At 65.0% G+C, this 25337-nt stretch carries 24 protein-coding genes and 1 tRNA gene; 13 read left to right on the top strand and 12 right to left on the bottom strand.

Annotated elements, in window-relative coordinates:
- The 3 genes from ACKFR8_RS01565 to ACKFR8_RS01555 all read left to right on the top strand — a co-directional run bounded on the left by ACKFR8_RS01565 (position 1) and on the right by ACKFR8_RS01555 (position 2345).
- Positions 1 to 1194: a molybdopterin molybdotransferase MoeA gene (locus ACKFR8_RS01565; RefSeq protein WP_408930410.1), complete on the top strand. Its 1194-nt coding sequence runs from the start codon at positions 1 to 3 to the stop codon at positions 1192 to 1194.
- A 72-nt stretch (positions 1195 to 1266) separates the two neighbouring features.
- Positions 1267 to 1752 (top strand): cyclic pyranopterin monophosphate synthase MoaC, encoded by a 486-nt coding sequence (moaC, locus tag ACKFR8_RS01560; RefSeq protein ID WP_408930409.1) that lies wholly within the window; start codon positions 1267 to 1269, stop codon positions 1750 to 1752.
- The gene (locus ACKFR8_RS01555) at positions 1746 to 2345 is read left to right on the top strand and encodes a molybdenum cofactor guanylyltransferase (RefSeq protein ID WP_408930408.1); all 600 of its coding nucleotides are present in this window, start codon (positions 1746 to 1748) and stop codon (positions 2343 to 2345) included. Before moaC ends, ACKFR8_RS01555 begins: the two co-directional genes overlap by 7 nt.
- Here the strand turns inward: ACKFR8_RS01555 and ACKFR8_RS01550 are convergent, their stop codons facing one another.
- Positions 2346 to 3731, bottom strand: coding sequence for a multicopper oxidase domain-containing protein (locus tag ACKFR8_RS01550; RefSeq protein ID WP_408930407.1), 1386 nt, complete (start codon positions 3729 to 3731; stop codon positions 2346 to 2348). It lies immediately after the preceding gene.
- A complete protein-coding gene (locus ACKFR8_RS01545) occupies positions 3712 to 4911 on the bottom strand; it encodes a beta-carotene 15,15'-monooxygenase (protein WP_408930961.1) in 1200 nt (399 codons plus the stop codon). The genes ACKFR8_RS01550 and ACKFR8_RS01545 overlap by 20 nt, the downstream gene beginning before the upstream one ends.
- A gap of 87 nt (positions 4912 to 4998) precedes the next feature.
- Here ACKFR8_RS01545 and ACKFR8_RS01540 point away from each other — a divergent pair, with 87 nt between their 5' ends.
- The 4 genes from ACKFR8_RS01540 (at position 4999) to ACKFR8_RS01525 (ending at position 8560) form a co-directional block, all read left to right on the top strand.
- The gene (locus ACKFR8_RS01540; protein WP_408930406.1) at positions 4999 to 5259 is read left to right on the top strand and encodes a DUF2249 domain-containing protein; all 261 of its coding nucleotides are present in this window, start codon (positions 4999 to 5001) and stop codon (positions 5257 to 5259) included.
- Positions 5260 to 5281: 22 nt separating this feature from the next.
- Positions 5282 to 6004 carry a molybdate ABC transporter substrate-binding protein gene (gene modA / locus ACKFR8_RS01535; protein ID WP_408930405.1) on the top strand — a complete coding sequence of 241 codons (723 nt, stop codon included), beginning with the start codon at positions 5282 to 5284 and terminating at the stop codon, positions 6002 to 6004.
- Entirely contained in the window at positions 6005 to 7744 is a 1740-nt protein-coding gene (locus ACKFR8_RS01530; protein ID WP_408930404.1) for an ATP-binding cassette domain-containing protein, read from the top strand.
- A gap of 117 nt (positions 7745 to 7861) precedes the next feature.
- A complete protein-coding gene (locus tag ACKFR8_RS01525; RefSeq protein WP_408930403.1) occupies positions 7862 to 8560 on the top strand; it encodes a helix-turn-helix transcriptional regulator in 699 nt (232 codons plus the stop codon).
- A 14-nt stretch (positions 8561 to 8574) separates the two neighbouring features.
- Here ACKFR8_RS01525 and thrB read toward each other — a convergent pair whose 3' ends face one another.
- The 4 genes from thrB to argS all read right to left on the bottom strand — a co-directional run bounded on the left by thrB (position 8575) and on the right by argS (position 14032).
- Positions 8575 to 9498, bottom strand: a complete 924-nt coding sequence (gene thrB, locus ACKFR8_RS01520; protein ID WP_408930402.1) for a homoserine kinase — start codon at positions 9496 to 9498, stop codon at positions 8575 to 8577.
- A 45-nt stretch (positions 9499 to 9543) separates the two neighbouring features.
- A complete protein-coding gene (locus tag ACKFR8_RS01515) occupies positions 9544 to 10866 on the bottom strand; it encodes a homoserine dehydrogenase (protein WP_408930401.1) in 1323 nt (440 codons plus the stop codon).
- A 155-nt stretch (positions 10867 to 11021) separates the two neighbouring features.
- Positions 11022 to 12359: a diaminopimelate decarboxylase gene (gene lysA / locus ACKFR8_RS01510; protein WP_408930400.1), complete on the bottom strand. Its 1338-nt coding sequence runs from the start codon at positions 12357 to 12359 to the stop codon at positions 11022 to 11024.
- 11 nt (positions 12360 to 12370) lie between these two features.
- Complete coding sequence (gene argS, locus ACKFR8_RS01505) at positions 12371 to 14032, bottom strand: arginine--tRNA ligase (RefSeq protein ID WP_408930399.1); 1662 nt, start codon at positions 14030 to 14032, stop codon at positions 12371 to 12373.
- Positions 14033 to 14242: 210 nt separating this feature from the next.
- Between argS and ACKFR8_RS01500 the strand changes: the two genes are divergently transcribed.
- The 6 genes from ACKFR8_RS01500 to ACKFR8_RS01475 all read left to right on the top strand — a co-directional run bounded on the left by ACKFR8_RS01500 (position 14243) and on the right by ACKFR8_RS01475 (position 21017).
- Positions 14243 to 15895: an L-lactate permease gene (locus ACKFR8_RS01500; RefSeq protein ID WP_296133123.1), complete on the top strand. Its 1653-nt coding sequence runs from the start codon at positions 14243 to 14245 to the stop codon at positions 15893 to 15895.
- 324 nt (positions 15896 to 16219) lie between these two features.
- Positions 16220 to 17005 (top strand): (Fe-S)-binding protein, encoded by a 786-nt coding sequence (locus ACKFR8_RS01495; protein ID WP_296133124.1) that lies wholly within the window; start codon positions 16220 to 16222, stop codon positions 17003 to 17005.
- Positions 17005 to 18510, top strand: a complete 1506-nt coding sequence (locus ACKFR8_RS01490) for a LutB/LldF family L-lactate oxidation iron-sulfur protein (RefSeq protein ID WP_296133125.1) — start codon at positions 17005 to 17007, stop codon at positions 18508 to 18510. The genes ACKFR8_RS01495 and ACKFR8_RS01490 overlap by 1 nt, the downstream gene beginning before the upstream one ends.
- A complete protein-coding gene (locus tag ACKFR8_RS01485) occupies positions 18507 to 19136 on the top strand; it encodes a LutC/YkgG family protein (RefSeq protein ID WP_408930398.1) in 630 nt (209 codons plus the stop codon). The genes ACKFR8_RS01490 and ACKFR8_RS01485 overlap by 4 nt, the downstream gene beginning before the upstream one ends.
- A 103-nt stretch (positions 19137 to 19239) precedes the next feature.
- Positions 19240 to 20814: an alpha/beta fold hydrolase gene (locus ACKFR8_RS01480; protein WP_408930397.1), complete on the top strand. Its 1575-nt coding sequence runs from the start codon at positions 19240 to 19242 to the stop codon at positions 20812 to 20814.
- Positions 20815 to 20943: 129 nt separating this feature from the next.
- A tRNA-Arg gene (locus ACKFR8_RS01475) sits at positions 20944 to 21017 on the top strand.
- Positions 21018 to 21080: 63 nt separating this feature from the next.
- On the opposite strand, the gene ACKFR8_RS01470 is transcribed toward ACKFR8_RS01475, so the two are convergent.
- The 6 genes from ACKFR8_RS01470 to ACKFR8_RS01445 form a co-directional block, all read right to left on the bottom strand.
- Positions 21081 to 21524 (bottom strand): hypothetical protein, encoded by a 444-nt coding sequence (locus ACKFR8_RS01470; protein WP_408930396.1) that lies wholly within the window; start codon positions 21522 to 21524, stop codon positions 21081 to 21083.
- A 15-nt stretch (positions 21525 to 21539) separates the two neighbouring features.
- Positions 21540 to 23324 carry an oleate hydratase gene (locus ACKFR8_RS01465; protein ID WP_408930395.1) on the bottom strand — a complete coding sequence of 595 codons (1785 nt, stop codon included), beginning with the start codon at positions 23322 to 23324 and terminating at the stop codon, positions 21540 to 21542.
- Positions 23325 to 23636: 312 nt separating this feature from the next.
- Positions 23637 to 23807, bottom strand: a complete 171-nt coding sequence (locus ACKFR8_RS01460; protein ID WP_408930394.1) for a hypothetical protein — start codon at positions 23805 to 23807, stop codon at positions 23637 to 23639.
- 302 nt (positions 23808 to 24109) lie between these two features.
- Positions 24110 to 24319: a hypothetical protein gene (locus ACKFR8_RS01455; protein ID WP_296132898.1), complete on the bottom strand. Its 210-nt coding sequence runs from the start codon at positions 24317 to 24319 to the stop codon at positions 24110 to 24112.
- 162 nt (positions 24320 to 24481) lie between these two features.
- Positions 24482 to 24775 carry a molecular chaperone GrpE gene (locus ACKFR8_RS01450; RefSeq protein ID WP_408930393.1) on the bottom strand — a complete coding sequence of 98 codons (294 nt, stop codon included), beginning with the start codon at positions 24773 to 24775 and terminating at the stop codon, positions 24482 to 24484.
- Between the two features lie 40 nt (positions 24776 to 24815).
- A complete protein-coding gene (locus tag ACKFR8_RS01445) occupies positions 24816 to 25325 on the bottom strand; it encodes a MarR family winged helix-turn-helix transcriptional regulator (RefSeq protein ID WP_408930392.1) in 510 nt (169 codons plus the stop codon).
- Between the last annotated feature and the right edge of the window lie 12 nt (positions 25326 to 25337).

Genomic DNA, 25337 nt, shown 5'->3' with positions numbered 1-25337 from the left:
ATGACGCCCGCCCCTTTGAGTATCCAGGAGTACTTCGACCGCCTGAGCGGGATCCTGCGCCCGGTGGCCGCGGACATCGCCCCGGTGTCTGCAGGGCGCGTGCTGGCAGAGCCGGTCTCCGCACGCATGGCTATCCCTCCCGGGGACAATTCGGCGATGGACGGCTTTCTCACGCCCCCGCTCGACGGGCCCTGCACGCTAAAGGTCATAGGCGATGTTCCGGCGGGCTCCCCGGCGCGAACCCCGCGTCCGGGTACTGCGGTGCGCATCATGACGGGTGCCGCCGTGCCCACGGGTTTTGATGGCATGGTGGTCCCGGTGGAAAACACCGACGTCTCCCCCGGCCCCGGCCCGCTTCCCGCTACGGTCACTATCCACACGTTGCCCGCACGCGACCACATCCGCCGCCGCGGCTCCCACGTGGTGCCCGGGCAGCAGCTGGCGGAGCCTGCCACGCTTGTCGACGCCGCCCTGCTCGCCACCCTCCTGTCCGCTGGGGTGGACACCGCGCCGCAGCACCGCATCCCGCGGGTGACCGTCATCGCCACCGGCGCAGAATTGGTCAGCGGTCAGCTGCCGGATTCCAACGGCCCGATGCTCGAGGCACTGGTTTCCGCCACCGGCCCGGCCCACATCACTCGCCTGCGCTGCGGCGACGATCCGACGGAGCTGGCCCGAGTGCTGGATGACGCGGTCACCACCTCCGCCAGCGACCTCATCGTTACCTCCGGGGGTGTGTCCGCCGGGGCCTTCGACGTAGTCCACACGGTGCTTTCCCAGCGCGGCGAGCGCGCCTGGTTCGGGCACGTGGCGCAGCGCCCCGGCGCGCCTCAAGGCCACGCGCTGTGGCAGGGTGCGCCGGTTCTCTGCCTGCCCGGCAACCCGGTGGCGGCGTTCGTCTCGGCGCACCTGTACCTCTCCCCGGCGCTGCGGATTCTCCGCGGCCTGCCCCGGCCAGCCAGCGCCATCGACCGGCCCGCGCTTCGCGCCATCGCGGGCGCGGACTTCCCCGCCTCCCCGACACCGCTCATCCAGCCCTGCGTGTTGGACCTCGCGGGCGCGGTTACTGCCTCCCCACCACCGGGGCCGCGCATGCGCAGCCACCACGTCGGCGCGCTTCCCGGCACCGGCGGCTTTGCCGTCATCACTGACCCGGTCGCCGCCGGGGAGACGCTTACTATTTATCCCTACTAGCTACCACCACTCCCAACACCCGCTCTCACTGACGCTAGGGTGGATTCACCCGCAGGAAAGGACCATTCGACCATGAAGTTCACCCACCTCAATGACTCCGGCGCCGCCTACATGGTGGATGTCACCGAGAAGCAGCCCACCGTGCGCACCGCCACCGCGCAGGGGGAGGTAGCCTGCTCCCCGGACATCCTCACCGCGCTGCGCGACGGCACCGTGCCCAAGGGCGATGTCCTGGCCGTGGCGCGCGTGGCCGGTATTGCCGCCGCCAAGAAGGTCCCGGATCTGCTGCCGCTGGCCCACACCATCGGCGTCCACGGCTGCGCGGTGGACCTGGAACTGAAGGAGGACCATGTCTTCATCGAAGCCACCGTGCGCACCGCGGACCGCACCGGCGTAGAAATGGAGGCCCTGACCGCAGTGAATGTGGCGGCGTTGGCCCTCATTGACATGGTCAAGGGCGTGGACCGCTCGGCGTATATCCGCCGCTGCGGGATTACCGCGAAGTCGGGCGGGCGCTCCGGCGACTGGTCCCGTGAGCTGCCCGGCGCGTCATGCTAGACCTCGGCGTCATCGTGCTGGCCGGCGGCCGCGGCACGCGGATGGGCGGGGTGGACAAGGCCAGCGTGACCATTGCTGGTGAGCGCCTCCTGGACCGTCTTATGCGCCAGCTGCCGTACGGCACCCCGACGGCGGTCGTCTCGCCCTACCACCTAGGCGTGCCGCAGGTGTGCGAGTCCCCGCTCTTCGGCGGTCCCGTGGCTGGTATAGCTGCGGGCCACGCCGCCCTCACGAGAGTTTCTCTGACGGCCATCCTGGCCGTCGATGCCCCTGATTCCCCACAGATGCTCCCCGCGCTTCGCAGTGCCCGCGCTGCAGCTGGCGTAGATGTCGCGGTGGCCTCGCTCGACGGCCACCTCCAGCCGCTGTGCGGGGTGTGGCGCACCGAGGCCTTAAGTCGAGCGTTGAACAGCGTGGGCTCACCTCGCAATCAGCCCGCCATGCGCCTGCTCCGACAGGCCGCGAGTGTGACAGAAGTCCCTGGTTCCGCAGCGGCGCGCGATATCGATACTGTCGACGAGTTGCGGGCCCGGCGCGCGGCCCGCCAGGCTGAGCTAGCTGGGCTGGCTGGGCAGCCGGGCAGGCCGGTCTAGCTACTCGACGATAATCTGGCCGTGCTGGCCCTTCTCCGCGTTGGTCATCATGTGGTTAACAAAGGAGTAGGTGCCCGGCTCGTTGAAGGTCATCTCCACGAAGCCACCCTGTGCAGGAAGCAGGTCGAGCGCCTGGGAGCCGGAGTCCTTCGCCCCCTTGAGAAGGTAGGCGCCTTCCTTGTAGACGGTGTCGAACTGCTCGCCCACCACGTGGAAGCTCAAAGGTAGGTCCGGGCCCAGGTTAACCAGCCAGATGCGCACGGTGTCACCCACCTTGGCGTGCAGCGGGGCTAAGCCCTTGTCGTACTGGTTCGGGTAGTAGTTGAATGCCGTGAGGTCATAGTCGCCGTCGGAGACACGCTGCGCGTTCGCGCCTTCTGACTCCTGGCCGGCGGAAGCCAGGAACACTTCGTTGGAGGTCATGAGATACTCGGCATCCGCCGGGGCCAGGGCATCGTCGCCCTGCGGATCGATGATGACAGCGCCAGCCATGCCGTTAGCGATGTGCAGGCTCATCGGCATGGTGGAGCAGTGATACATCCAGATGCCCGCGCGGTGAGCCACGAACTCATAGGTCAGCTCCTCGCCCGGCTGAATGGTTTTCATCGTCTCATCCGGGCTGACCTCGCCGGCGTGGAAGTCCACCGAGTGGCCCATCGAGCCCTCATTCTTGATGGTGATGCGGAAAGTATCGCCCACCTTGCCGCGCAGCGTCGGGCCGGGGGCCTGGCCGTTGAAGAGCCAGCGGGTCTGGCGCACGCCCGGGGCTACCTCGACCTCTTCCTCGGTCATGGTCCACGTCTCCTCGTGGACTGAGCCCTCGGCTGGCTTCAGGGAGGCGTCGAAGGCCTCAAAGCCTTCGCGCGGGGCCATGCGCTCGGCAGCGGAGGGGACGGTAGCCGGTGCTGCCGCACCCTGCGCCCCGGCGCCGGAATGACCGGAGTGACCGGTGTGATCGGCGCTAGCGGAGTCGTCGACGTTGACCTTAAACGTCATGCCCTGCATCTTGTGGCCGGCGATGGTGCAGTATCCCTCGACGGATTCATCGATCACCCCGGCGTCGAGCTGCACGGTCTTGCCCGGATCCACGCGCCCGGTCTCGGCGCGCCCAATCTTGAGGTCATGGACCTGGTCGCCAGAGTTGGTGAAGTTGACCACGAGGTGGCTGCCGGCCGGGATATCCACCGAGCTCGGGGTAAAGGCCATGCCGTCCACGGACACATCGATGGTCACCGCGTCCGCGCTGGCCACCGTGGCTGGGTCCTGCTTGCCTGCGGCCGAGTTGTACACGGCCAGAGCGATAACAGCGACCAGCGCCGCGATGATGATGAGCCAGGACGCCCACTGCTTATCGGAGTGCTCCTGCTTAACGGGCACGCTTGACATGACCTTCTCCTTGAGACGACGTGACGGCCCACACCAGGGCCGCAATGTTGGCGATGAGGCCTAACCCCATCATGATAAGCCCGGCCGTGGACACCCCCGCAATACCGAGAACGCTGAGCACACCGCCGAGGTTGATGGCGCCGACGCGCACCAGCCCCGCGGTCTGGCCGCGTGCGGGGCGGGCAGCCCCGGCCAGAATCGGCAGCATGTGGTGCAGCACGCCGGTCACCAGCTGCAGCAAGCCAGCGCCGACGAACGCCGGCATGAGCAGCAGGGTGACCGCCCGCGGGTAGGCGCCGGCGACGGTGGCCGCGGCGTCGCCCGCGCACAGCGCCACCATCCACACCAGTCCCGCCATGACGGACACGCTTGCCGTGGTTTTCGCCCCGCCCAGCGCGCCGGCAAGGACGGGCTGGATGATGAGCACCGCGGCTAGGACGGCGAGCAGCTGCGCCATGCCGGCGGCGCGGGTGAGCCCGGAGGCGTCGGCAAGCATGGCTATGCCCAGCCCGACGCAGTGCACGGTCAGCGCCCGGCTGCACCGCGCGCGGGCCACCGCAGAAATCGGCGTGCGGGTAAACGTGGGCAGTAGGGTGACCACCGTGCCCAGGATGGTGAGGAAGGCAAAGCCCCACACCATGCCGCGGGAATGCGCGGCCACCAGCAGCGAGTAGTTACCCACGCCGTGCGCGGCCAGCAACACGAACAGTACTGAGGCCACCATGAAGCACGCCGCTGCCAGGTAAAAAGGCACGGTGACGGCGAAGGAGCCGGACAAGGAGCCCCGGAGCGTGGACCACAGTGCCCACAGGTGCCACGCCATGGCGACGATGACGAGCGCGGAAGCAGTGTCCGCGAGCACTCCCCAGTCGTAGCCCGCGCGGTCGATGAGCAGCAGGACCAGGCCCAGCTGGACCAGCCCCACGCGCGCGCCCACCCCGCGGTATCCGGTCGACGGGGTGCGGGTGAGTGCCTCGGTGAAGTGGGTGCTAAAGACCAGGATGGCGGTCGTCAGCGCGCCCAGCGTGAAGGGGTGGATGAGATCCCACCACACTACGGGCGCGCCCAGGAAGCCCGCCACGGTGATGCCCACACCCACCACGATCCAGAAGGCCACGAGGCTGAATGCAAGGGTGTGCCAGCGCCGGCGCCCGGCGAGAGACACATCACGCAGAGACATATCTTTTTTCACGGGTTTAATCGTAGTAAATTGATCCCCAGGGCAGCAACGCCAGCCGCCCTAACAACACGAAAGGTATGTACACCAATGAACCTGCCGCTTTTCGACGCCGCCAAGGGCCGCGACATCCCCACCCTCAACGCCTCCGAAATCCCGCATGCGGTGCGCCACGGTGCCATCCATGGCGCGCTGGGCACGCTCAACGTGGGCGAATCGATGATCCTCATTGCCCCGCACGATCCGCTCCCGCTGCTCAAGGAAGTAGACCAGCGCGAGGAGAGCTTCGAGCGCGAGTACCTCAAGCGGGAGCCACAAGAAGTCCACATTAAATTTACGCGCACCGCCTAGCGGCACCGTAAAGTATCGGGGCATGCGCCGTTTTAGATTCGCTGCCCCAGTTCTCGCCGCCGCGTTAACGCTGACCGGCTGTGCGTCCCACTCCGAAGAACCGTTGCAGGTCTTTGCAGCCTCCTCCACGCGCGTGCTGAACAGCGAACTAGAGTCCGCCTCCGCTACCCCTCTGGCATTCAATAACGGCGGGTCCTCCGCCCTGGTGCACCAGGTCAACGAAGGCGCACCGGCGGACCTGCTGCTGACCGCCTCGCGCGAGACCATGGAGGCAGCCACGGATGCCGGTAGCGTGGACGCTCCCGTGACGCTGGCCACCAACGTCATGGTCATGGTGGTGCCGAAGGGCAACCCGGCGGGCATCAAATCTGCCGCCGACCTCGATCCCTCAGCACGCCTAGTTCTGTGCGATCCCAGCGTGCCGTGCGGGGCTATCTCCACGCGCATCATGGACGCCAATGGCTGGGATCTTCAGGCCTCCTCCCTGGAAGCACAGGTAGCGGACGTCCTGGGAAAGGTCGCTTCCGGCGAGGCGGACGCCGGCTGGGTCTACTCCACCGACGCCGCCGCCAGCGACGACGTCGAAGCCATCCCGCTCGATCACGCGGAGGACTTCCGCAACGAGGTCATGGGCGCCGTGGTGGCCGATTCATCGCAGCACGAGGAAGCCGAACAAGTCCTCTCCCTCCTTGAGTCCGACTTCGACGCCTCGTGGGAGAAGTTCGGCTTTAGGCCGGAGCACTAAATGGCGCCGGTAGTCTTGCGCGAGCAGCGCCCGCGAATGCCATGGGGAGTCATCGCCGCCGGCGTGCTCGCCGCTGTCTACATCCTCGCCCCGGTGCTTGCCCTGGGGATGCGGGTGCCCTGGGCACACCTGTCGGAAACTCTCTCCGCGCCCGAGACCCACGATCTGCTCCGCACCACGCTCAGCGCGGCGGTCATTTCAACCGTCCTCTCTACCTGCTTAGGCACCTGCCTGGCGCTGTGGCTCCAACAGCTGCGGCGGGTCTCTCACCTGGTCCGGCTCGTGGTCTACCTGCCCCTGGCCATGCCACCCGTGGTGGGTGGTCTAGCACTGACCGCACTGCTGGGGCGCCGCGGCCTGCTGGGTCCGGTACTGGAACAGCTAGGCGCCCACGTCGCCTTCGCCTTTCCTGGCGTGGTGGCCGCACACCTCTTCGTCACGCTGCCTTTCGTGGTGGTGGCGGTGGATTCGGCGCTGCGGCAGCTCGACGCTGAGGTGGTGGCCAGCGCCCGCAGCGTCGGCCTGGGCCCAGGCCCCATCTTGCGGCACATCATCCTGCCGGCCATCCTGCCGGCCGTGCTCACCGGCGGCGCGCTGGCCTTTGCCCGTTCCCTGGGAGAATTCGGCACCACCATCACCTTCGCCGGGTCCCTGCCCGGCATTACCCGAACCATGCCCAGCGGCATCTACCTCGAGCGCGAAGTCAGCGCAGAGAACGCCTACGCCCTCTCCGCACTCCTGATCGGGATAGCTATCCTCACCCTCGCCGTGGCCGGACTACCCCTGCTGCTGCGGCGACGCCGCGGGCAGGCGGTGCGCTCGGTGCAGCCGTTGGACGCGGCCGCACTCCGCGCGGCGACCGCCCCGCACGTTTCGCCCCGTGAGCTGACCGTTACCGTGGGGGAAGCCAGCACCACCTTCCGCGGCGGACGCGTCACCGCGGTGGTCGGCCCCAACGGAGCGGGCAAGACCACACTCATGCGCTTTATTAGCGGGCGCCTGCGCGGGGCGCAGACCAACGCCGAGCGCGTCGTCATGCTCACCCAGAACCCCGGCCTGCCACCCACCGCCACCGTGCGGCAGGCGCTGACCATGGTGACCAAGGACGCACAGCGCACCGAGAACCTGCTGCGCGCCGCTGGCCTACAGGAGCTCGGGCACGTCTCCGAGCTTTCCGGTGGCCAGGCGGCGCAGGTGGCCCTGCTGCGCGCCCTCGCGGCGCGCCCGGAGGTGCTGGTGGTGGACGAGCCCTTCGCCGCCATGGACGTCGCCTCTGCTGCCCGGTGGCGCCACCTACTGCGGCTGGCCGCTCCTGAGCGCACCACTATCATCGTCACCCACAGCCGCGTGGACCTCACCGCGCTGGCGGACGACATCGCGGTCATGGACGCCGGCGAGGTAGTCTCCCAGGGCCCTGCGGAGCGAATGCTGAGCCGGCCCACCTCACGCTTTGTGGCCCAACTCGCGGGCATGAACCTACTGCGCGGCCACCTGCGCGGAGAGGACTTCTCCCCCGACCGCAACGGTGAGCACTGGGCTGCCTTTACCTACAGCGCCCTGCACTGTGAGCCCCAGGGCGAGCTGAACGCCACCGTACTAGCAGATTTGGGAGCTGAAACCCTGTTAGAGATTGACGGACAGCGGGTCACAGCGGGCCAGCCGGCGGGCGGCATGGCGCCCGGCGAACGCGTCGCGGTGTGCCTCGACGGGGCCGCGCTGAGCGTCTATCCCCGTACTTAATCCACAGTATTTGCGCACGTAGTGAGATAAATCCTAGCTCCTACTGGCGGTTGAGTAGTAGAAAATCAGCGCACGCGATGTAGAATCTTTGTAGCACTACGCAAGGAGCCACCGTCCATGTCCACACCATCTACGCATAGCCCCCGCTCATCCACGGAGCTCTTCCCTGACACGATGAAGCTCTCCCCTAAGCAGAGCGAGGTCCTCTCCGTTCTGCAGGACTTCCCGCAGGGAGCACGGGCCGCGGACATCGCTGAGGAGATGGGCATGCACGTCAATACTGCGCGCGGCCACCTCGATGAGCTGGTCCACGCGGGTGCGGTCCGCGTCATCACCGCCCCGGCCCACGGGCGCGGGCGGCCTTCCCTCATCTTCCAGGTGCGCGTGCCGGATAATCGCTCGGTGGCGGAGGAATACGTCACGCTCATCAGCGTGCTGGCGAAGATGCTGGCGGACAAGGACCAGCTCGATGACTACGCGTCCGAGCAGGCCCGGGAAATCGGCCGCACCTGGGCCAAATCCGCATCCAGCGGCCACAGCGCCGAGGCGCTCGCCCCGCTCTATCGGACGATGCGCGATATGGGCTTTGACCCGGTGACTTCCATTGACCAGTTCACCAAGGAGGGGCGCACCGACGTCGAGCTGCACGCCTGCCCGTTCGTCACGGCCGGCGTGGAGCCCTCCCCCTTCGTCTGCGCCATCCACGATGGCTACCTGGAGCAATCTGCTGCCGACGCCGGCGGGCGCCTCAGCCTCAAGCTCATTCCGAAGTCCGGCAACGGCGTGTGCCGGATCAACGTGGAAAAGGCCGGCTAACTGCGCTAGCCGGACTAGCCGCGCTCCGCGGTGACCGGCCCGGCGACGCTGAGCTCGAGCACCTTCAGGCCCTGCTCGCGGGCGTCATCGAGGATGGATTCCTCAATCTCCTCGGTGTGCAGCACCATGACCGTCGGACCCGCACCGGAAAGGTATGCGGCGTAGCCCCGGTTGCGCAGGCGGTTGACCCACTCCGCCGTCACCGGCAGAACGTCGGCGCGATAAGGCTGGTGCAGGCGATCGCGGGTGCCCTCCCACAGCAGCTCCGGGTACGAGGTCAACGCCGCCACGTTGACCGCGGTGCGGGAGACGTTAAAGGCAGCATCGGCGTGGGTGACGTGCGACGGCAGCACGCGGCGCACGGCCTGCGTCGAGGCGTGGAAATTCGGGACTAGGGCCGTGGCCTTGATCGAGGGATGCACGTCCAGGGTGGCGGCACGGTATTCGGGCAGCGAGTGGCCGTCGACAGGCACCGTGGTCCACGAGACCACCGCGTTGCCCAGCACCGACGCCGCGGCATTGTCCGGGTGGCCCTCAAAGGCCGAGGACAGCTGCACCAGCTGCGCGCCCGACAGCGGGGAGCCGGCCAGCGCGTTGCCCGCGGCCACGCCTGCCACCGCAGCGGAGGCCGAGGAGCCCAGGCCGCGCGACTGCGGGATGGTGTTGTTGCACACCACGCGCAGGCCGGTCACGGAGGCATCCGCGGCCTTGAGCGCAGACCGAATGGCCTTGACCACCAAGTGCGAACCATCGCGCGGGAGCTCATCGGCGCCTTCGCCGAAGATCTCCACCTCCAGTCCAGACTTGATTACCTCGACCTCCACGGTGTCGTAGAGGGACAGGGCGATGCCCAGGGTGTCGTAGCCCGGTCCCAAGTTGGCCGAGGAGGCCGGGACCTTGACTGTGACTTGGGTGCCTAGTTCGATGTCAATGCTCATGCTTTACACCTTATCGGGCCTCATCATCCGGTCTAGCCTTCTGGCCTAATCGCCCAAGCGGATGACGGAGTGGACAGCCTTGACCTCGTCGAGCGCGCCCAGTTCAGCGACGATATCCTCCAGCACTGCTTCCTTCGCAGCGTGGGTGACCACGATAAGCCGCGCGGTCTGCTCTCCGTCCTCCTGGCGGACGGTGCGCAGGGAGACGCCGTGGCGGGCGAAGACACCGGAGATGGCGGAGAGCACGCCGGTGCGATCATCAACCTCCATGTCCACGTGGTAGCGGGTCTCCACCGCGCCAAACTCCGCGATGGGCAGGTTAGCGTAGGTGTTCTCCCCCGGGGCGCGGCCGCCGTGCACGATGTTGCGGGCCGCACCCACGACATCGCCCAATACTGCCGACGCCGTCGGGTTGCCGCCCGCGCCGTTGCCGTAGAACATCAGCGAGCCGGCGGCCTCCGCCTCGACGAAGATAGCGTTGTAGGACTCGCTAACAGAGGCCAGCGGGTGGTCCTTGGGCACCAGCGTCGGGTGCACGCGGGCGTTGACGGATTCCTGCCCGGTCTCTGCGTCCGTGAGGCGCTCACAGATGGCCAGCAGCTTGATGGAGTACCCAGCCTGGTTCGCGGCCTTGATATCGGCCGCGGTGACCTTGGAGATACCCTCGCAGTAAACGTCGTCGAAGGTCAGGCGGGTGTAGAAGCCCAGGGAGGCCAGGATGGCGGCCTTGGAGGCGGCGTCGTGGCCCTCCACGTCCGCGGTCGGGTCGGCCTCCGCGTAGCCCAGGCGGGTGGCTTCTGCCAGCGCATCCTCATAGGACGCGCCGGTGGACTCCATGGCGTCCAGGATGAAGTTGGTGGTGCCGTTGACGATGCCAGAGATGCGCTGGATCTGATCACCGGCCAGGGAGCGGCGCAGCATGCCCACCACGGGGATGGCGGCGGCCACCGCCGCCTCGAAGTACAGGTCCACGCCTGCGCGGTCCGCCGCCTCCGCGAGCTCGTCCGCGTGGGCGGCCACCAGCGCCTTGTTGGCGGTGACCACGGACTTACCGGCGTTCAGCGCGGCGAGCACGAGCTCGCGCGGGAAGTCGATGCCGCCGATGACCTCCACGACGAGGTCGATGTCATCGCGCAGGACGAGCGCCTTGGCGTCGTCCGTGAGCAGCTCCTTCGGCACCCCCGGGCGCAACTTGTTCTTATTGTGGACGGCCACGCCGCGAATCTCCGCGGGTCCGCCGATGCGGTGCGCGAAGGCGTCAGCGTTCTCCCCCAGCAGGCGGAAGACCTCTGCCCCCACGGTGCCGAATCCGAGCAGTGCGATTCCTACGGGCTCGCCCTCAGGCTTTCCGGTGTGGTTCGTCGTCATGGTTTCCTCACAAGTTGCGTGTTGTTGGTGCGGTACAGACCATCACTATACAGAACGAGCTGTCTATTTCTACGTGGGGAGGCCATGGGGAGGCGCGGAAGGCCCGCGACCGGCACCATCTCACAGTTGAGGCTGAATGAAATGGCGCCGCAGCGCTAATCGACGTCCAACGCGAGCAGGTCCTGCACCGTCTCCCGGCGCAGCATGAGCTGGTGCTTGCCGTCGCGCACGGACACTACCGCCGGGCGCAGCGCGCCGTTGTAGCGCGAGGCCATCATGTACTGGTAGGCGCCCGTGGTGGCGAATGCCAAGAGGTCTCCGGTGGTGATATCGGACGGGAAGCGGCGCTCGTTAACCAGGATGTCGCCGGATTCGCAGTGGAAACCCACGATGCGCGAATCTACCGGCTCGCCCTGAGTGCGGCGGTTGACCACGCGCACGTCGTAATCCGAGTCGTAAAGAGCCGGGCGGATGTTGTCGGACATGCCGCCGTCCACCGACAGGTAGCGGCGAATGGGCAGATCCGCCTTGCCGGTCTCCACATCCTTGACTGTGCCCACGCGGTAGACGGTCACCGCGGAGGCGCCAACCAGGGAGCGGCCCGGTTCCACCAGCACGAACGGCGGGGTGATGTCGAGCTCGCGGGCGGTGCGTTCCACCGCCTCCAGCAGGTCGGCCGCGAGCGAGGCAACATCCAGCGCCTCTTCGTACTCCATGTAGGGGATGCCGAAGCCGCCGCCCAGATCCAGCTCCTCCAAGGCCACGCCGAGCTCGGAGTGGATGCGCTTATAGAGGCTCAGCACGCGCTCCGCGGCAAGCTTGAAGCCCTCGGCGTTGAAGACCGAGGAGCCGACGTGGCAGTGCAGGCCCACCAGCGAGAGGTTCGCCGCCTCGAGCGCGCGCTGCGCCGCGGTGAAGGCCGCACCCGTGGACAGCGAGATGCCGAACTTCTGATCCTCGTGCGAGGTGGCGATGAACTCGTGCGTGTGGGCGTCCACGCCGGGCTTGACGCGGATCATCACCGGCTGCACGCGACCGGCCGCAGCGGCGATGCCGTTAAGGCGGGTGAGCTCCTCCTCGTTGTCCAAGACCACGTGGGCGATGCCGTTGTCCACGCACAGTTGGAGGTACTCGTCCTCCTTGTTGTTGCCGTGGGCGGTCATGCGCTCGGGCGGGAAACCCGCGGCGAGCGCGAGCTTAGCCTCGTTAAGGGAGGCGACGTCGAGGCACAGGCCCTCTTCGTCGACCCACCGCACGATGCGCTTGGTAATGAACGCCTTGGAGGCGTAGTGCACGTGCTCCGGGCCGCCGAAGGCCTTGGCCATGTCGCGGCAGCGTGAGCGGAAGTCCTGCTCATCGAAGACGTAGAGCGGGGTGCCGTATTCCTCCGCCAGCTCAGAGAGGCTAACGCCGGCGATGGTTACCGCACCGTCTGCGCCGCGCGCGGCGTTGCGCGGCCAGACGTGAGAGGGAAGAGAATTGAAATCAGCCATAGTCGCGCGACCTACATCTTCTCCGGGGTGCTCACTCCCACCATGGTCAAGGCATTGGCCATGACCTGGCGGGTAGCGCTGGCCAGCGCCAGGCGAGCCAGGTGGATGGGCTCGGTCTCCTCGTCCGCCTTCGGCAGGACCTGGCACTGGTCGTAGAAGCGGTGGAACACAGCCGCCAGATCCTCGGCGTAGCGAGCGATACGGTGCGGCTCACGCAGGGTGGCCGCGGTGGCCACGACCTCGGGGAACTCACCCAGGGTGCGGATAAGGTCGCCCTCCTTGTCGTGGGTGAGGAGGTCCAGTGAGGCGTCGGCAAGCGCGGCGGTATCCAGCCCCAGCTCCGTTGCCTTGCGCAAGATGGAGCAGATGCGGGCGTGGCCGTACTGCACGTAGTACACCGGGTTATCCGCGGACTGGGAGGCCCACAGGCCCAGATCGATGTCCAGGCTGGAATCCACCGAGGAACGCACCAGCGAGTAGCGCGCGCCGTCCACGCCGATGGCCTCCACCAGGTCATCCAAGGTAATAACGGTGCCCGCGCGCTTGGACATCTTGACCGCCTGGCCGTCGCGCAGCAGGTTCACCATCTGGCCGATGAGCACCTCGACGGCCTCCGGGTCATAGCCCAGCGCTTGCGCGGAGGCGCGGAGGCGGGCGATATAGCCGTGGTGATCCGCGCCGAGCATGTAGATAGCCAGGTCGTGACCGCGGTCGAACTTATCGGCCACGTAGGCAATGTCGCCCGCGATATAGGCCGCGTTGCCGTCGGACTTGATGACCACGCGGTCCTTGTCGTCGCCGTACTCAGTGGACTTCAGCCACCACGCGCCCTCGGATTCGTACAGCTTGCCGTTGTCCTTGAGGGTCTGGATGGCCTTGTCCACCGCGCCGGATTCGAACAGGGAGTTCTCGTGGAAGTAGACGTCGAAGTCCACGCCGAACTCGTGGAGGGACTCCTTGATCTGGGCGAACATCATCTCCACGCCAACGGCGCGGAAGTTCTCCTGCACCTCGGCGTCGCTCCCCTCGAGGGCCCCCGGATTCTTCTCCACCACCGCCTGGGCGATGTCCTTGATGTAATCTCCGCCGTAGCCGTCCTCCGGGGTGGGCTCGCCCTTGGCGGCGGCCACCAGGGAACGCGCGAAGCGATCGATCTGCCCGCCGTGGTCGTTGAAGTAGTACTCGCGGGTAACGTCCGCGCCGGAGGCCTCGAGGACGCGGCCCAAGGAATCACCCACCGCGGCCCAGCGGGTGCCGCCCAGGTGGATGGGGCCCGTCGGGTTCGCGGAGACGAACTCCAGGTTGATCTTCTTCCCGGCGTACGTAGCGTTGCGGCCAAACTCCTCGCCGGCGTTAAGGACCTGGGAGACAATTGCGCCCTGGGCGGCCGCGGCGAGGCGGATGTTGAGGAATCCCGGTCCGGCGATGGAGGCCTCCTCAATGGCGTCGTTGCCCGCGAGGGCGTCGGCAAGCCATTGCGCCAGCTCACGCGGCTGGGTGCCGGCCTTCTTGGCCACCTGGAGGGCCAGGTTGGTGGCGTAGTCACCGTGCTCCGGATTGCGCGGGCGCTCAACGGTCACGGTCTCCGGCAGCACGGAGGCGTCCAGCTCGTGCTGGTCAAGCACAGCGGCCGCGGTCTCTTTAATCAGGACGGAAAGATCTTCAGGATTCATAGGGCCAAAGTCTATCGTCCCCTCGCTTCGGAAGCACCGTCAGGGCGCAGGCTGCGCACCCGACTGGCTGCACGTTAGGGGCGTCACTTGCCCCCGCTACGTGATCGATGCGGCACATCGGGGTGTGACCCTTTACCCTAAACTCACTATCTGCATCGCAGTTCTCAGTAGTTTTCACGTACTCACTGTAGCGAGTTAGAAGCGAGTTATATGTCTACATTTCACATCACTACCGACGCCATCGCCGGCAGTGGCGGGCTGACCGCAGCGGTCTCCACCCTGCCGCTCATTGCGTTCTTCATCATGCTACTGGGCTTCAAGGCCCGCGCCCACACCTCGGGTGCCGTAGCGCTCATCGTTGCCCTGGCCGTTGCCATCCTAGGCATGGGCATGCCCACCGGCATGGCTGTGAACTCGGCGCTGCGCGGTGGACTCTTCGGCCTCTTCCCCATCGTCTGGGTCATCATCACCGCCATCTGGTTCTACGAGGTGACGGTGGCCTCCGGTCGTTTCAACGACCTGCGCAAGACCTTCGACCTGCTGGGCGATGGCGATATCCGCATCCAGGCCATCCTTATCGCCTTCTGCTTCGGCGGCCTGCTGGAGGCTCTTGCCGGCTTCGGCGCCCCGGTGGCCATTACCGCCACGATGATCCTGGCCCTGGGTATGAAGCCGCTTAAGGCAGCGACCACGGTACTGATTGCCAATACCGCCCCCGTGGCCTTCGGCGCGGTGGGCATCCCGGTGACCACCGCTGGTTCCGTGGGCGGGCGCACCGCCGAGCAGACCGGCGACATCGCGGGTCTTATCTCCCTGCAGGTGCTGCTCATCGCCGCCGTGGTGCCGTTCTTCATCCTCTTCATCCTCGACGGCATGCGCGGTGTCAAGGAAGCCGCCCCGGCCGCCGCGGTCATCGGCGTGTCCTTCGCCATCGCGCAGTGGGCTGCCGCCACCTTCTTTGCCTACCAGCTCACCAACGTGGTGGCCTGCATCGTGTCCCTGGGCGCGGGCGTGCTCTTCCTGCGTGTGTGGAAGCCCAAGGGCGTTGACAGCCTGCGCGAGCGCATGGAGCTGCCCGCTCAGGAAGAGGTCACCGACCTCAACGGCCGCCGCATCTGGATGGCCCTGCTGCCCTACGCCGTTGTCACCGCCGTCTTCGCCGTGGCCACCGCATGGCCTGCCATCTTCGGTTTCATTAAGATCAACAACCCGTGGCCGCTTCTCGACGGCACGATTATCGACGCCGACGGCAACGCCATGGACACCGCTTTCAAGTTCAACGTCTTGGGCAACCCGGGCACCTTGCTTCTCATCTCCGGCATCATCGTTGCAGCTGTTTACATGGCATTCAACGAGAACGGCCGCTACAAGCTGGAAGCCTCCGCACCAGTGGCCAAATTCGGCGAGGTAGTCAACCGCATGAAGTTCTCCGCGCTCACCATTATTTTGGTTCTGGCCCTAGCGTACACCATGAACTACTCCGGCCAGACCATTTCCATCGGCCAGCTGGTGGCCTCCGTGGGCGGCATCTTCGCGCTCTTCTCCCCGGTGCTGGGCTGGATCGGTACCGCCGTGACCGGCTCCGACACCTCCGCCAACGCCCTGTTTGCCAACCTGCAGGTCACAGCCGCCGACCGAATTGGTGTCAACCCCGACCTCATGCTGGCTGCAAACACCTCCGGCGGCGTGGTGGGCAAGATGATCTCCCCGCAGTCCCTGGCCATCGCTGCCACCGCGGTGAAGATGGAAGGCGAGGAATCCCGCATCCTCAAGTCTGTGGTGGGCTACTCCGTGGCCTTCTTGGCCGTGGTCTGTGTCATTGTCTTCCTCATGACCAACGTGTTGGGATTCTTGGTTCCCTAGAACTGGCCCCTAACATCTTTCCTTCCAACTTTCCGACAGTTGCGTAGGTTTTCCCACAACTCACCCCCAGATTCGGGTCATTTACCGGCCCGTTCTGGGGGCTTCGTTGTTACTTGACTCAGTTGTCTCGTCATTAATGCACGTGAGAAATTTTGCAACATTAGTGTTGCGTTAAAGCGCCAGGTAGGAGCTGTTTTTTACATCGATATTCCGTGTTTTACACGGTAGGCTCATCTCCACACCCATAGGAAAATGTCCGTCGCGCTTGCGCTCCCTCGCCGCAGGGAAGCGCGAGCACGTGGGTCAGAAAAGGAGCGCACACTAATGCGAATAGCATTGTTTTCTACGTGTATCGGCGACTCGCTGTTCCCCGATGCTCACAAGGCCACGGCCCTCGTCTTGTCCCGCCTGGGACACGAGGTCGTCTTCCCAGAGCAGCAGACCTGCTGCGGCCAGATGCACATCAACACTGGCTACCAGAAGGAAACCCTGGGAATGATCCGCAGCTACGCGGATGCCTTCGCTGACCCGTCCATCGACTACGTAGTTGCAGCCTCCGGCTCCTGCGTCGGCGCCGTCCGTGAGCAACACGTGCGCGTGGCCGACCGCTTTGGCTCCTCCGCAGACGTTGACGGCGCCAAGAAGGCTTCTGAGAAGACGCTGGATCTGCCGGAATTTCTCGTGGACGTTGCCGGCGTGACCAACGTTGGTGCGTTCTTCCCGCACCGCGTCACCTACCACTCCTCCTGCCACGGTCTGCGCTTCCTCAAGCTCGGTGACCGTCCGTACCAGCTGCTCAAGGAGGTCGAGGGAATCGACCTCGTCCCGCTGCAGAACTCTGAGGAGTGCTGTGGCTTCGGCGGCACCTTCGCCGTTAAGAACGCCGAGGTGTCCCAGGCCATGGTGGGCGATAAGACCCGCCACGTCCGCGAGACCGACGCGGAGTACGTCACCGGCGGTGACTCCTCCTGCCTGATGAACATCGGCGGCGCCCTGTCCCGTCAGCGTTCCGGTGTGCGCGCCATCCACATGGCGGAAATCCTCGCCTCCACCAAGGAACACCCGTGGACCCCGACCTCCGCGGCCTACTCCAAGGAGAAGATGCTCTAATGACTTCCTTCCTCGATACCACCCCGCCCCGCGCCCCGGAAGGCTACGGCAACCTGCGCGGTTCTAAGGCATTCGTGCCGCTGGCACACGTGGGCCTGAACAACTCCACCCAGCGCCACAACCTGCACCACGCCACCACCTCCATCCGTGACAAGCGCCAGCACGCCGTGGACGAGACCCCGGACTGGGAGCAGCTGCGTGACGCCGGTTCCGCCCTCAAGGAGGACGTTGCGTCCCGCATGGGCGAGCTCCTCCTGCAGTTTGAGGAGCAGGTTACCCAGCGCGGCGGCATCGTCCACTGGGCACGCGACGCAAAGGAGGCCAACGAGATCATCGAAGGCCTCATCAAGGAAACCGGCGAGACCGACGTCATCAAGGTCAAGTCCATGGCCACCCAGGAGATGGGCCTTAACGAGCACCTCGAGGCCGCTGGTATTCACGCCCAGGAGACCGACCTGGCTGAGCTCATTGTCCAGCTCGGTGAGGACCGCCCATCCCACATTCTGGTTCCAGCTATCCACCGCAACCGCGCGGAAATCCGTGACATCTTTGTCAACAAGATGCCGAACACGGATGACTCCCTGAAGGCAGAGCCGGCAGAGCTGGCTGAGGCCTCCCGCCAGTTCCTGCGCGAGCAGTTCATGAAGGCCAAGGTGGCCATCTCCGGCGCCAACTTCGGCGTGGCAGAGACCGGCACCATCAACATCGTGGAGTCTGAGGGCAACGGCCGTATGTGCCTGACCTTGCCGGAGACCCTCATTACCGTCATGGGCATTGAGAAGCTCGTGCCGACTTTCCAGGATCTCGAGGTCTTCCTGCAGCTGCTGCCGCGTTCCTCCACGGCAGAGCGCATGAACCCGTACACCTCCATGTGGTCCGGTGTGACCGAGGGCGATGGCCCGCAGAACTTCCACCTAGTTCTCATCGACAACGGCCGTACCGCCGCCCTGTCCTCCCCCATCGGCCACCAGGCCCTGAAGTGCATTCGCTGCTCGGCGTGCCTCAACGTCTGCCCGGTCTACGAGCGCGCCGGCGGCCACGCCTACGGCTCCGTCTACCCGGGCCCGATTGGAATCTCCCTGACGCCGCAGCTGACGGGTATGAAGGACCACAACGATCCGTCGGCAAGCCTGCCCTACGCCTGCTCCCTGTGCGGCCGCTGCGACGAGGTCTGCCCGGTCCGCATCCCGCTGTCCCAGGTCATCTTGGAGAACCGCCACCAGAAGGTCACCCACGCCACCCCGCCGGTTGAGCAGAAGCTTTTCAAGGTCATTGAGCTGCTGTGGTCTAACCCGAAGATGTGGAACCAGGTCACCCACATGGTGGCGCTGGGCCGCGTGCTCGGCGGCTTCAATGGCGTGATGGACAAGCTGCCGCTGTTCATGTCCGGCTGGTCGGATGTGCGCGACACCGCTGTGCCGCCGAAGAAGTCCTTCCGCCAGTGGTTCGAATCTGACGAAGCTCAAGAACTCCTTGCCCAAGCCAAGAAGGAAGGCATCAAGTGACCACCGCAAAAGAGGAAATCCTCAACCGTATTGCCTCCGCCCAGAAGCAGGCGGGCCTGCCGGACCACGTAGAGGTTCCGCGCGAATACCAGCACGAAGGCACGCTCAACGCTGAGGAGCTGCGCGAGATGCTGGTGGACCGCCTGGTGGACTACCGCGCCGACGTGCACGTCACCGATGAGGCCGGCCTGAACAGCACCATCGTGGACATCCTGAAGGACCGCGGCTGCTCCACCCTCGTCTACGCACCGGGCCTGGACACCGGCCTGCTGGATGGCTTCGAGGGCACCGCCACGCCGGACGATAAGAACAAGGATCCGCGTGAGCTGAACGACGTGGACGCGGTCGTCACCGAGTCCCACGTCACCTCCGCACAGACCGGCACCATCGTGCTCGAGTCCGACGAGGTCTGCGGCCGCCGCGCCCTGACCCTCGTGCCAGACCGCCACATCTGCATCGTCCGCAAGGACCAGATTGTGTACGGCATCCCGGAGGTTGTCTCCCGCATGAACCCGGACCGCCCGGCCACCTGGATCTCCGGCCCGTCCGCGACCTCGGATATCGAGCTCACCCGTGTGGAGGGCGTGCACGGTCCGCGTGACCTGATTGTGGTGATTGTTAAGTAACGTGACGTTCGGGGGCACCCGCCCCTGTAACGTCCTGTTATACATCACCCACGGCGCATAGAATGAGACGAGTACCATCTCGATAGTGAAGGAGTCTCATTCCATGCGTCTTTCTCGCGTTTTGGGGGCGATCGCCGTGACCGCCGGCCTCGTCGTCACCCCCGCCGCGCAGGCCGATCAGCCCACCATCTCCTGGGGTCCGTGCCCGGAAGGAGTGGACCACGAGCGCGCCGAGTGCGGCCACGTCACCGCGCCGACGTACTACGACGCACCGGACAAGGGCACCATCGACGTCGGCTTCATCCGCCTCAAGGCCACCGGCGAGCGCAAGGGCAGCCTGTTTACCAACCCCGGCGGCCCGAACGGCGATGCATACGCCTGGGTGAACAACGCCAACTGGCCGGAAGAGATCCAGCAAAACTTCGACATCATCGGCGTCCAGCCGCGCGGCCTGCGCGATTCCGGCGCGCTGAACTGCTCCATAACCGCAGCCTCCGGCAATCCGCTGGAGGGCCTGACCCAGGCCGGGGCCGAGACCCGCGACAACTGTGAGAAGAACACCCCAGGCTATACCGATTCCCTCACCACGGAGAACACCGCCCGCGACTGGGAGGTTGTACGCCAGGCGCTGGGCGATGAACGCATTAACATCGCCGGCCTGTCCTACGGCACCTTCCTGGGTTCCACCTACGCCACTCTCTTCCCGCAGCACACCGACAAGGTGGTGCTGGACTCCGGCATGGACCCGGGCATGGCCTGGAACCAGATCTTCGCATCCCAGCAGGCCGGCTACGAGAACGCCCTGCATGACTTCTTTAGCTTCGTGGCGAAGAACGATGACATCTACCACGCCGGCAAGACTCCGCTGAAGGCCTACGAGCGCTGGTCCCAGATTGTCGCTGCCGAGGCTGGCGTGCGCCCGACTGTCCTGCCGCCGGACGCCGAGATTGGTGACCTCCCGCCAGGACTGGAATTCGCCGGCCAGCCGGGCGCGAACATCATGACCGCCACGGGCGAGCTGCGTGTGCAGGCCGAGCACCTGGCAGGCAAGGTATCCAACCCGCAGGGTATCCAGGCCACCTCCCCCACCCTCCAGGTCACGCGCGACCAGGTTGTCCCGCGCCCAGAGGCCTGGGACGCGATGGCCAAGCACATCGGCGGCATCGAGCCTCTCGACTTCAACGCAGTCGATCCGCAGGCTAGCGAAGCGGACCAGGAAGCCGCGCTGCAGACCTTGGTGAACACCCAGAGCATGCAGAACATCATCATGTGCAACGAGAACACCTCCCCGATGGATCCGACGCGCATCCCGGCCTTCCTGTGGGCCAACTACGTCACCGTTGACCCCTTCACGCTGTTTAACTCCATGTACGCCTCTGGCGTCGGCTGCGGCGGCCGTGCCCCGATTACGAAGCCGGTACAGGTCAGCGGCGCGCAGCTGGCCACCAAGCCGCTGCAGATTCAGTCCACCGGCGACCCCCAGACCCCGTACGCCTACTACCGCGGCCTGTCTGACCCGATGCAGTCCCACGTGGTCACCGTCCACGGCCCGGGCCACGGCCACTTTGCCATGGGCAACGACGCCGTGAACCAGATTGTGGTGGACTACCTGCTCACCGGTGAGGTCCACACGGCCGATGCCCCCGGTTACTTCGACCAGGAGCACGCCTCCGCCTAACACCAGGCAAGCGCGACACCCAGCACACGCGGGCCGTGGCCTTGCGGCTCCGCCCCCGCTGCTGGGTGTCAATTTCTGTGGTCACACGTCGATGCGCTAGAATCGCATCGTTGGCATTTCGCCACTTATGCCTCTGTAGCTCAGCGGATTAGAGCATCGGTTTCCGGTACCGAAGGTCGCAGGTTCGATCCCTGTCAGGGGCACTTTTTCATACCTTTTATCGCCTAGATTAGGGGCGCTACCCCCTCCCCAACACGTCCTGCCGCTTAAGCCGCCAAGCGGGACTGAATGTCCGCAACAACTTCTTCTGGGTTCTTCGTCGAGGCGATAAAGGAGCTAGCACCATAGTCGATGCGTACGGTGGGACCTGAAACGATATAGGCTGCCGCGCCATCGACGACACGGGGGCCTGCGCCTTCTTTCAGCCCTGTCTCTGGGCCGACACTCACGCCGGAAATGTCGTCGAGCGGCATCGTCTTCTTGAAAACACCCAAGACAGATGCCGTTACGACGTCGTCGCGCACGACGAGCTTAACCCGCATGGCAATACAGGCCAGCGTTGCTGCGATGACCAGCACACCGAAAAGAATAGCTGCCCAGTTAGAATCGGTCATCGTCGGTACCAGCGCTGCCACAACAGTGATGCCGACGATGATGCCGAGCCACTGGAGAGGGCCATTGAGATAGCGCACGTAAACGTTGTCACCCATAGCCCTCGATGCTACCTAGGAGCGCGGCGTGAGCAAGCCGGCCTCGTGGAGTAGTTCGCCAATCTCGTTGTCTTCGAGCTTGTCTAGGAAATGCTTGCGCATGAAGCGGCCCGCCTTGGTATCGCGGCCGGAGCCGAGGGCTTGGCCGTCGCGGAGCTGCACGGTGGCATCGAGAAGCGCGCGCACGTCGAAGGTGGAGTTGAAGACCTCCGGCACTCCGCGCTCGAGGTCCATGAGCGTGTAGACGGCCTCCATCGGGGTGCGCACCGAGTACTCCGTGGTGAAAATGCAGTCACGCTGCGCGGACTCAGCAAACTGGCCGATGAACGCGAAGTTCTTCGCGCCCTCCGGGACGACGTCTGGGCGGTCGCCGGCCTGGCGCGGCATGAAGAAGGCGGTGACGTACGGCATCATGACAGGCACGGCCTTCGCACCTGTGGCGGCCATCTCGTCAATCTGATCGACGGGCACGCCCAGGTGGTAGAGCCACTCACGGGTGATTTCCTCACCGGTGGATTCCTCGATGGTCTTACCCGTGTAGTCGCCCGGCTTATCCGAGTAGAGGGCGTAGACCCACACCACGATCTGGTCGTCCGGCTGGTTCTTGAAGTGCGGCTGGCGGTTGACCGTCCAGGACATCAGCCAGTTGGAGTCACGGGCGGTGACGATGCCGCCGGTGACCACCTTGCCGGAGAAGGGATCGCGCTTGGCAATCTTCTCGATGTAGCGCGGGATGCGCTCATCCAGCGTGGTCACCGTGCAGGACTCCCACTTAGTCTCCGGGATGTGGCTGCCAAAGACGTCGGGGCGGCCAAAGGACGGATCCTTCGCGGCAATGCGGCGCCAGAGGTCCCACGCCGGGGCTGGGCCCTCGTTGAGCTTGGCGGCGCGGTGGTGGTTGCCGTTATCGGAATTCTCCACCAAGGAACCGATGGTGAGGAAGGCGAGGTCGTTTTCCGTCAGGGCCACCCCGCCCTCTTCACCATTCTTTTCCCAGTGGATGTAGGTAGCCTGCTTCTCGCCATCGGCGATGCGGAAGTCCACGTCGGTCACACGCGTGCCGTACTCGAACTGCACGCCGTGGTCCTGCAGGTACTTCGTCAGCGGCAGCACGAGAGATTCGTACTGGTTGTACTTGGTGAACTTGAGCGCGGAAAAGTCCGGCAGGCCGACGATGTGGTGAATGAAGCGGTGGACGTAGAGCTTCATCTCCAGCGCGGAGTGCCATTCTTCGAAGGCGAACATCGTGCGCCAGTACATCCAGAAGTTGGACTCCAGGAAATCCTTAGTGAACCACTCGTTGATGCGGACATTTTCTATTTCTTCGCGCGTAGCTAGGAAGAGCTTGATGAGCTCCTTCTGAGCCGTGCGGCTCAGCGTGAACTTGCCCTCAGTCTGCGCATCCTGGCCGCGGTTCACAGTGGCGCGCTGCAGGGAGTAGTTGGGATCATCGAGGTTGAGCCAGTAGAACTCATCGAGAACGCTGGCGTCCTCAATCTCCAGCGACGGCACGGAGCGGAATAGGTCCCACAGGCACTCGAAGTGGTTCTCCATCTCACGGCCGCCGCGGATGACAAAGCCATCCTCCGGCTCCTTGATGCCGTCGAGAGCTCCGCCGGCGATGTTCGCCTGCTCGAGGATGTGGATGTTTTCTCCCGGGACCTGGGCATCGCGTACGAGGAAGGCAGCGGCAGAAAGACCTGCCAGACCGGATCCGAGGATCCACGCGGTCTTCTCGTCAGCGCCTTCTGGCTTTCGGGGGCGGGCAAAGGCTTCGTAGTTTCCGTTGGTGTAGCGCACGGCAGCACTCCTTGTGTTGACAACTCGGTGACACCTTTGACGTTAAACCCACCCACCAACCCGCGCTAGCGTTAGTGAATGTTATTCCCTCTAGCGGGGCTAGTTTTGCCGGAGAATTACCCGCTCTCCGTAATGACACAGGGTACTGCCAGGCAATTCCGAAGAATCCGCTCGCCTGCGCCCTTCCAGAGAGCCCACATGAACTCCCCACCCCAGTAGCGTTGGGCGCCCGCGGCCCTCCCCGCACCAGATCGCGGAGGTAGCGTGAAACGCTAAGTTTCTAAGATCTATGTATAGACTTTCGCTCACGGGCTACAAGCCAAACTGGGAAAGATCGATTCCCGTCTGCGGGGCGACTGTGGCGGCCAACCCCAACGCCGCTAGGATGGCGACGATGATGCCGATGACGGTCCCGGCGGTACTGCTACCACCGGCGGCACCAGACGTCTTCGGGCTGAAAGTGCGCGGCTCAGCGACGCGCACTTCGGATACTCGCTCCTCCGCGCGGTCCAGGCGTGGCCTGGGCGCAAGCGGTTGAAGAACGTGTAGGGAAAAGTGACAAGCGGGGCACGGAGATAGCCTTTCAGCGCGTGGAGATACCATACGGAAAGAGATAGGAGAAGAGACGCCGTTCACCTTAATCCCGCAGGCAGGATTTGCCTCCTTCACGCCAGAATCGCCGGACGTGAAACCCGCAAAACCACAAAGCAGCCCGTGCAGTGATACTGCCGGGCTGCGTGGATTCCACTAGGCCGTCGTTTTAAACGACGGGCCGCGTACCGTTCTTACTGGGTGATGAACGGGTTCACAATCTGCTGGGTGATATCGAGCGTGCCGTGCTCGATGTAGTACATGCCCAGGAACATGGCGAGCAGCATAACCAGGGCCAGAAGCATGGAGGGGATCCACTGAACGAAGACGGACACCCAGCCGTCAGCCTTGTCACGTGCGGCAGCTTCGCGCTGCTCCTGAGCCAAATCGCGCTCGTCGATCATGTTTTGTCCTTTCACTTAGCTCCCCTGACCAATAGCGAGAGGGGTGCTCGCCCTTTAACACACTGTATGTTAGCAGGTTATGCAGACTAGTCCGAAGTTTGCTGCCCATTTTTCGGGTCAATCCTTCAGAAGTTTGACACCCCCTGTGACTAGGACCGCAGTCTAGACTCCGGGGTCCTCGTCGTTCTCCAGAGCCTCGATGAAGTCTTCGCGGTCCTGGAACATGCGGTTGATGTCGTCCTCGGCGCCGATGATCCACAGCTGCGAGGCCTCGTCGAAGGTCAGCGCGCCCTCCGGGTGCTGCTCTAGTACCTGTTCCATCGCCTCGGCTTGCTCGTCGCTGAGCTCCTCGACGTCTTCGACACGGCCGACCTGTTCACTGAGCTCTCGCAGCGCGGTGACGCGGTACTGCGTGTATTGACGCTCCGGGTGCTCGAATAATTCTTGTCCCATCATGGCGTGGGGTCACCTCCAGGTGAGTTGGTGTGTGCGCTGCTTAGGAGTTCTTTCCGCCCAGGCGCTCATCCGGCACGAAGCCGGAGTAGCCAGGGAGGTTGTTCTCCTCGAGCACGCCTTGGCAGAACCTCTTGAGAGCCGGTGCATCGGCGGGATCAAGGTGGTCGAAGACCATGCGGCGGACCGACTCCACGTGCTCCGGAACGGATGCTTCGAGGCGCTCCATGCCAGTGTCCGTCAGCACCACCTCGACGCCGCGGGCGTCGCCCGAGCAGCGCTCCTTGCGCACCAGGCCGCGCTTTTCCATGCGGGTGATCTGGTGAGAGGCCCGCGAGCGGTCCCAGTCCAGTTCCGAGCACAGCTCGCGCAGGCGCAGGGTCTTATTCGGCGCTTCCGACAACGACACCAGTACGGAATACTCCGAGATAGAAATCTCGCCGCAGGCCAAGAGCGTCTCTTCCATGCCCCGGTTGATCTTGCGAATGGAGGCAAGCAGGTGGCGCCAGAGGTCCTGTTCTTCTTCATTGAGCCATCGAATGTCCGCTGTCATGGCAATTACCCT

It is taken from the genome of Corynebacterium axilliensis (assembly GCF_046097495.1).
Taxonomy (GTDB): domain Bacteria; phylum Actinomycetota; class Actinomycetes; order Mycobacteriales; family Mycobacteriaceae; genus Corynebacterium.
This window is presented reverse-complemented; position numbering and strand designations above follow the sequence as displayed.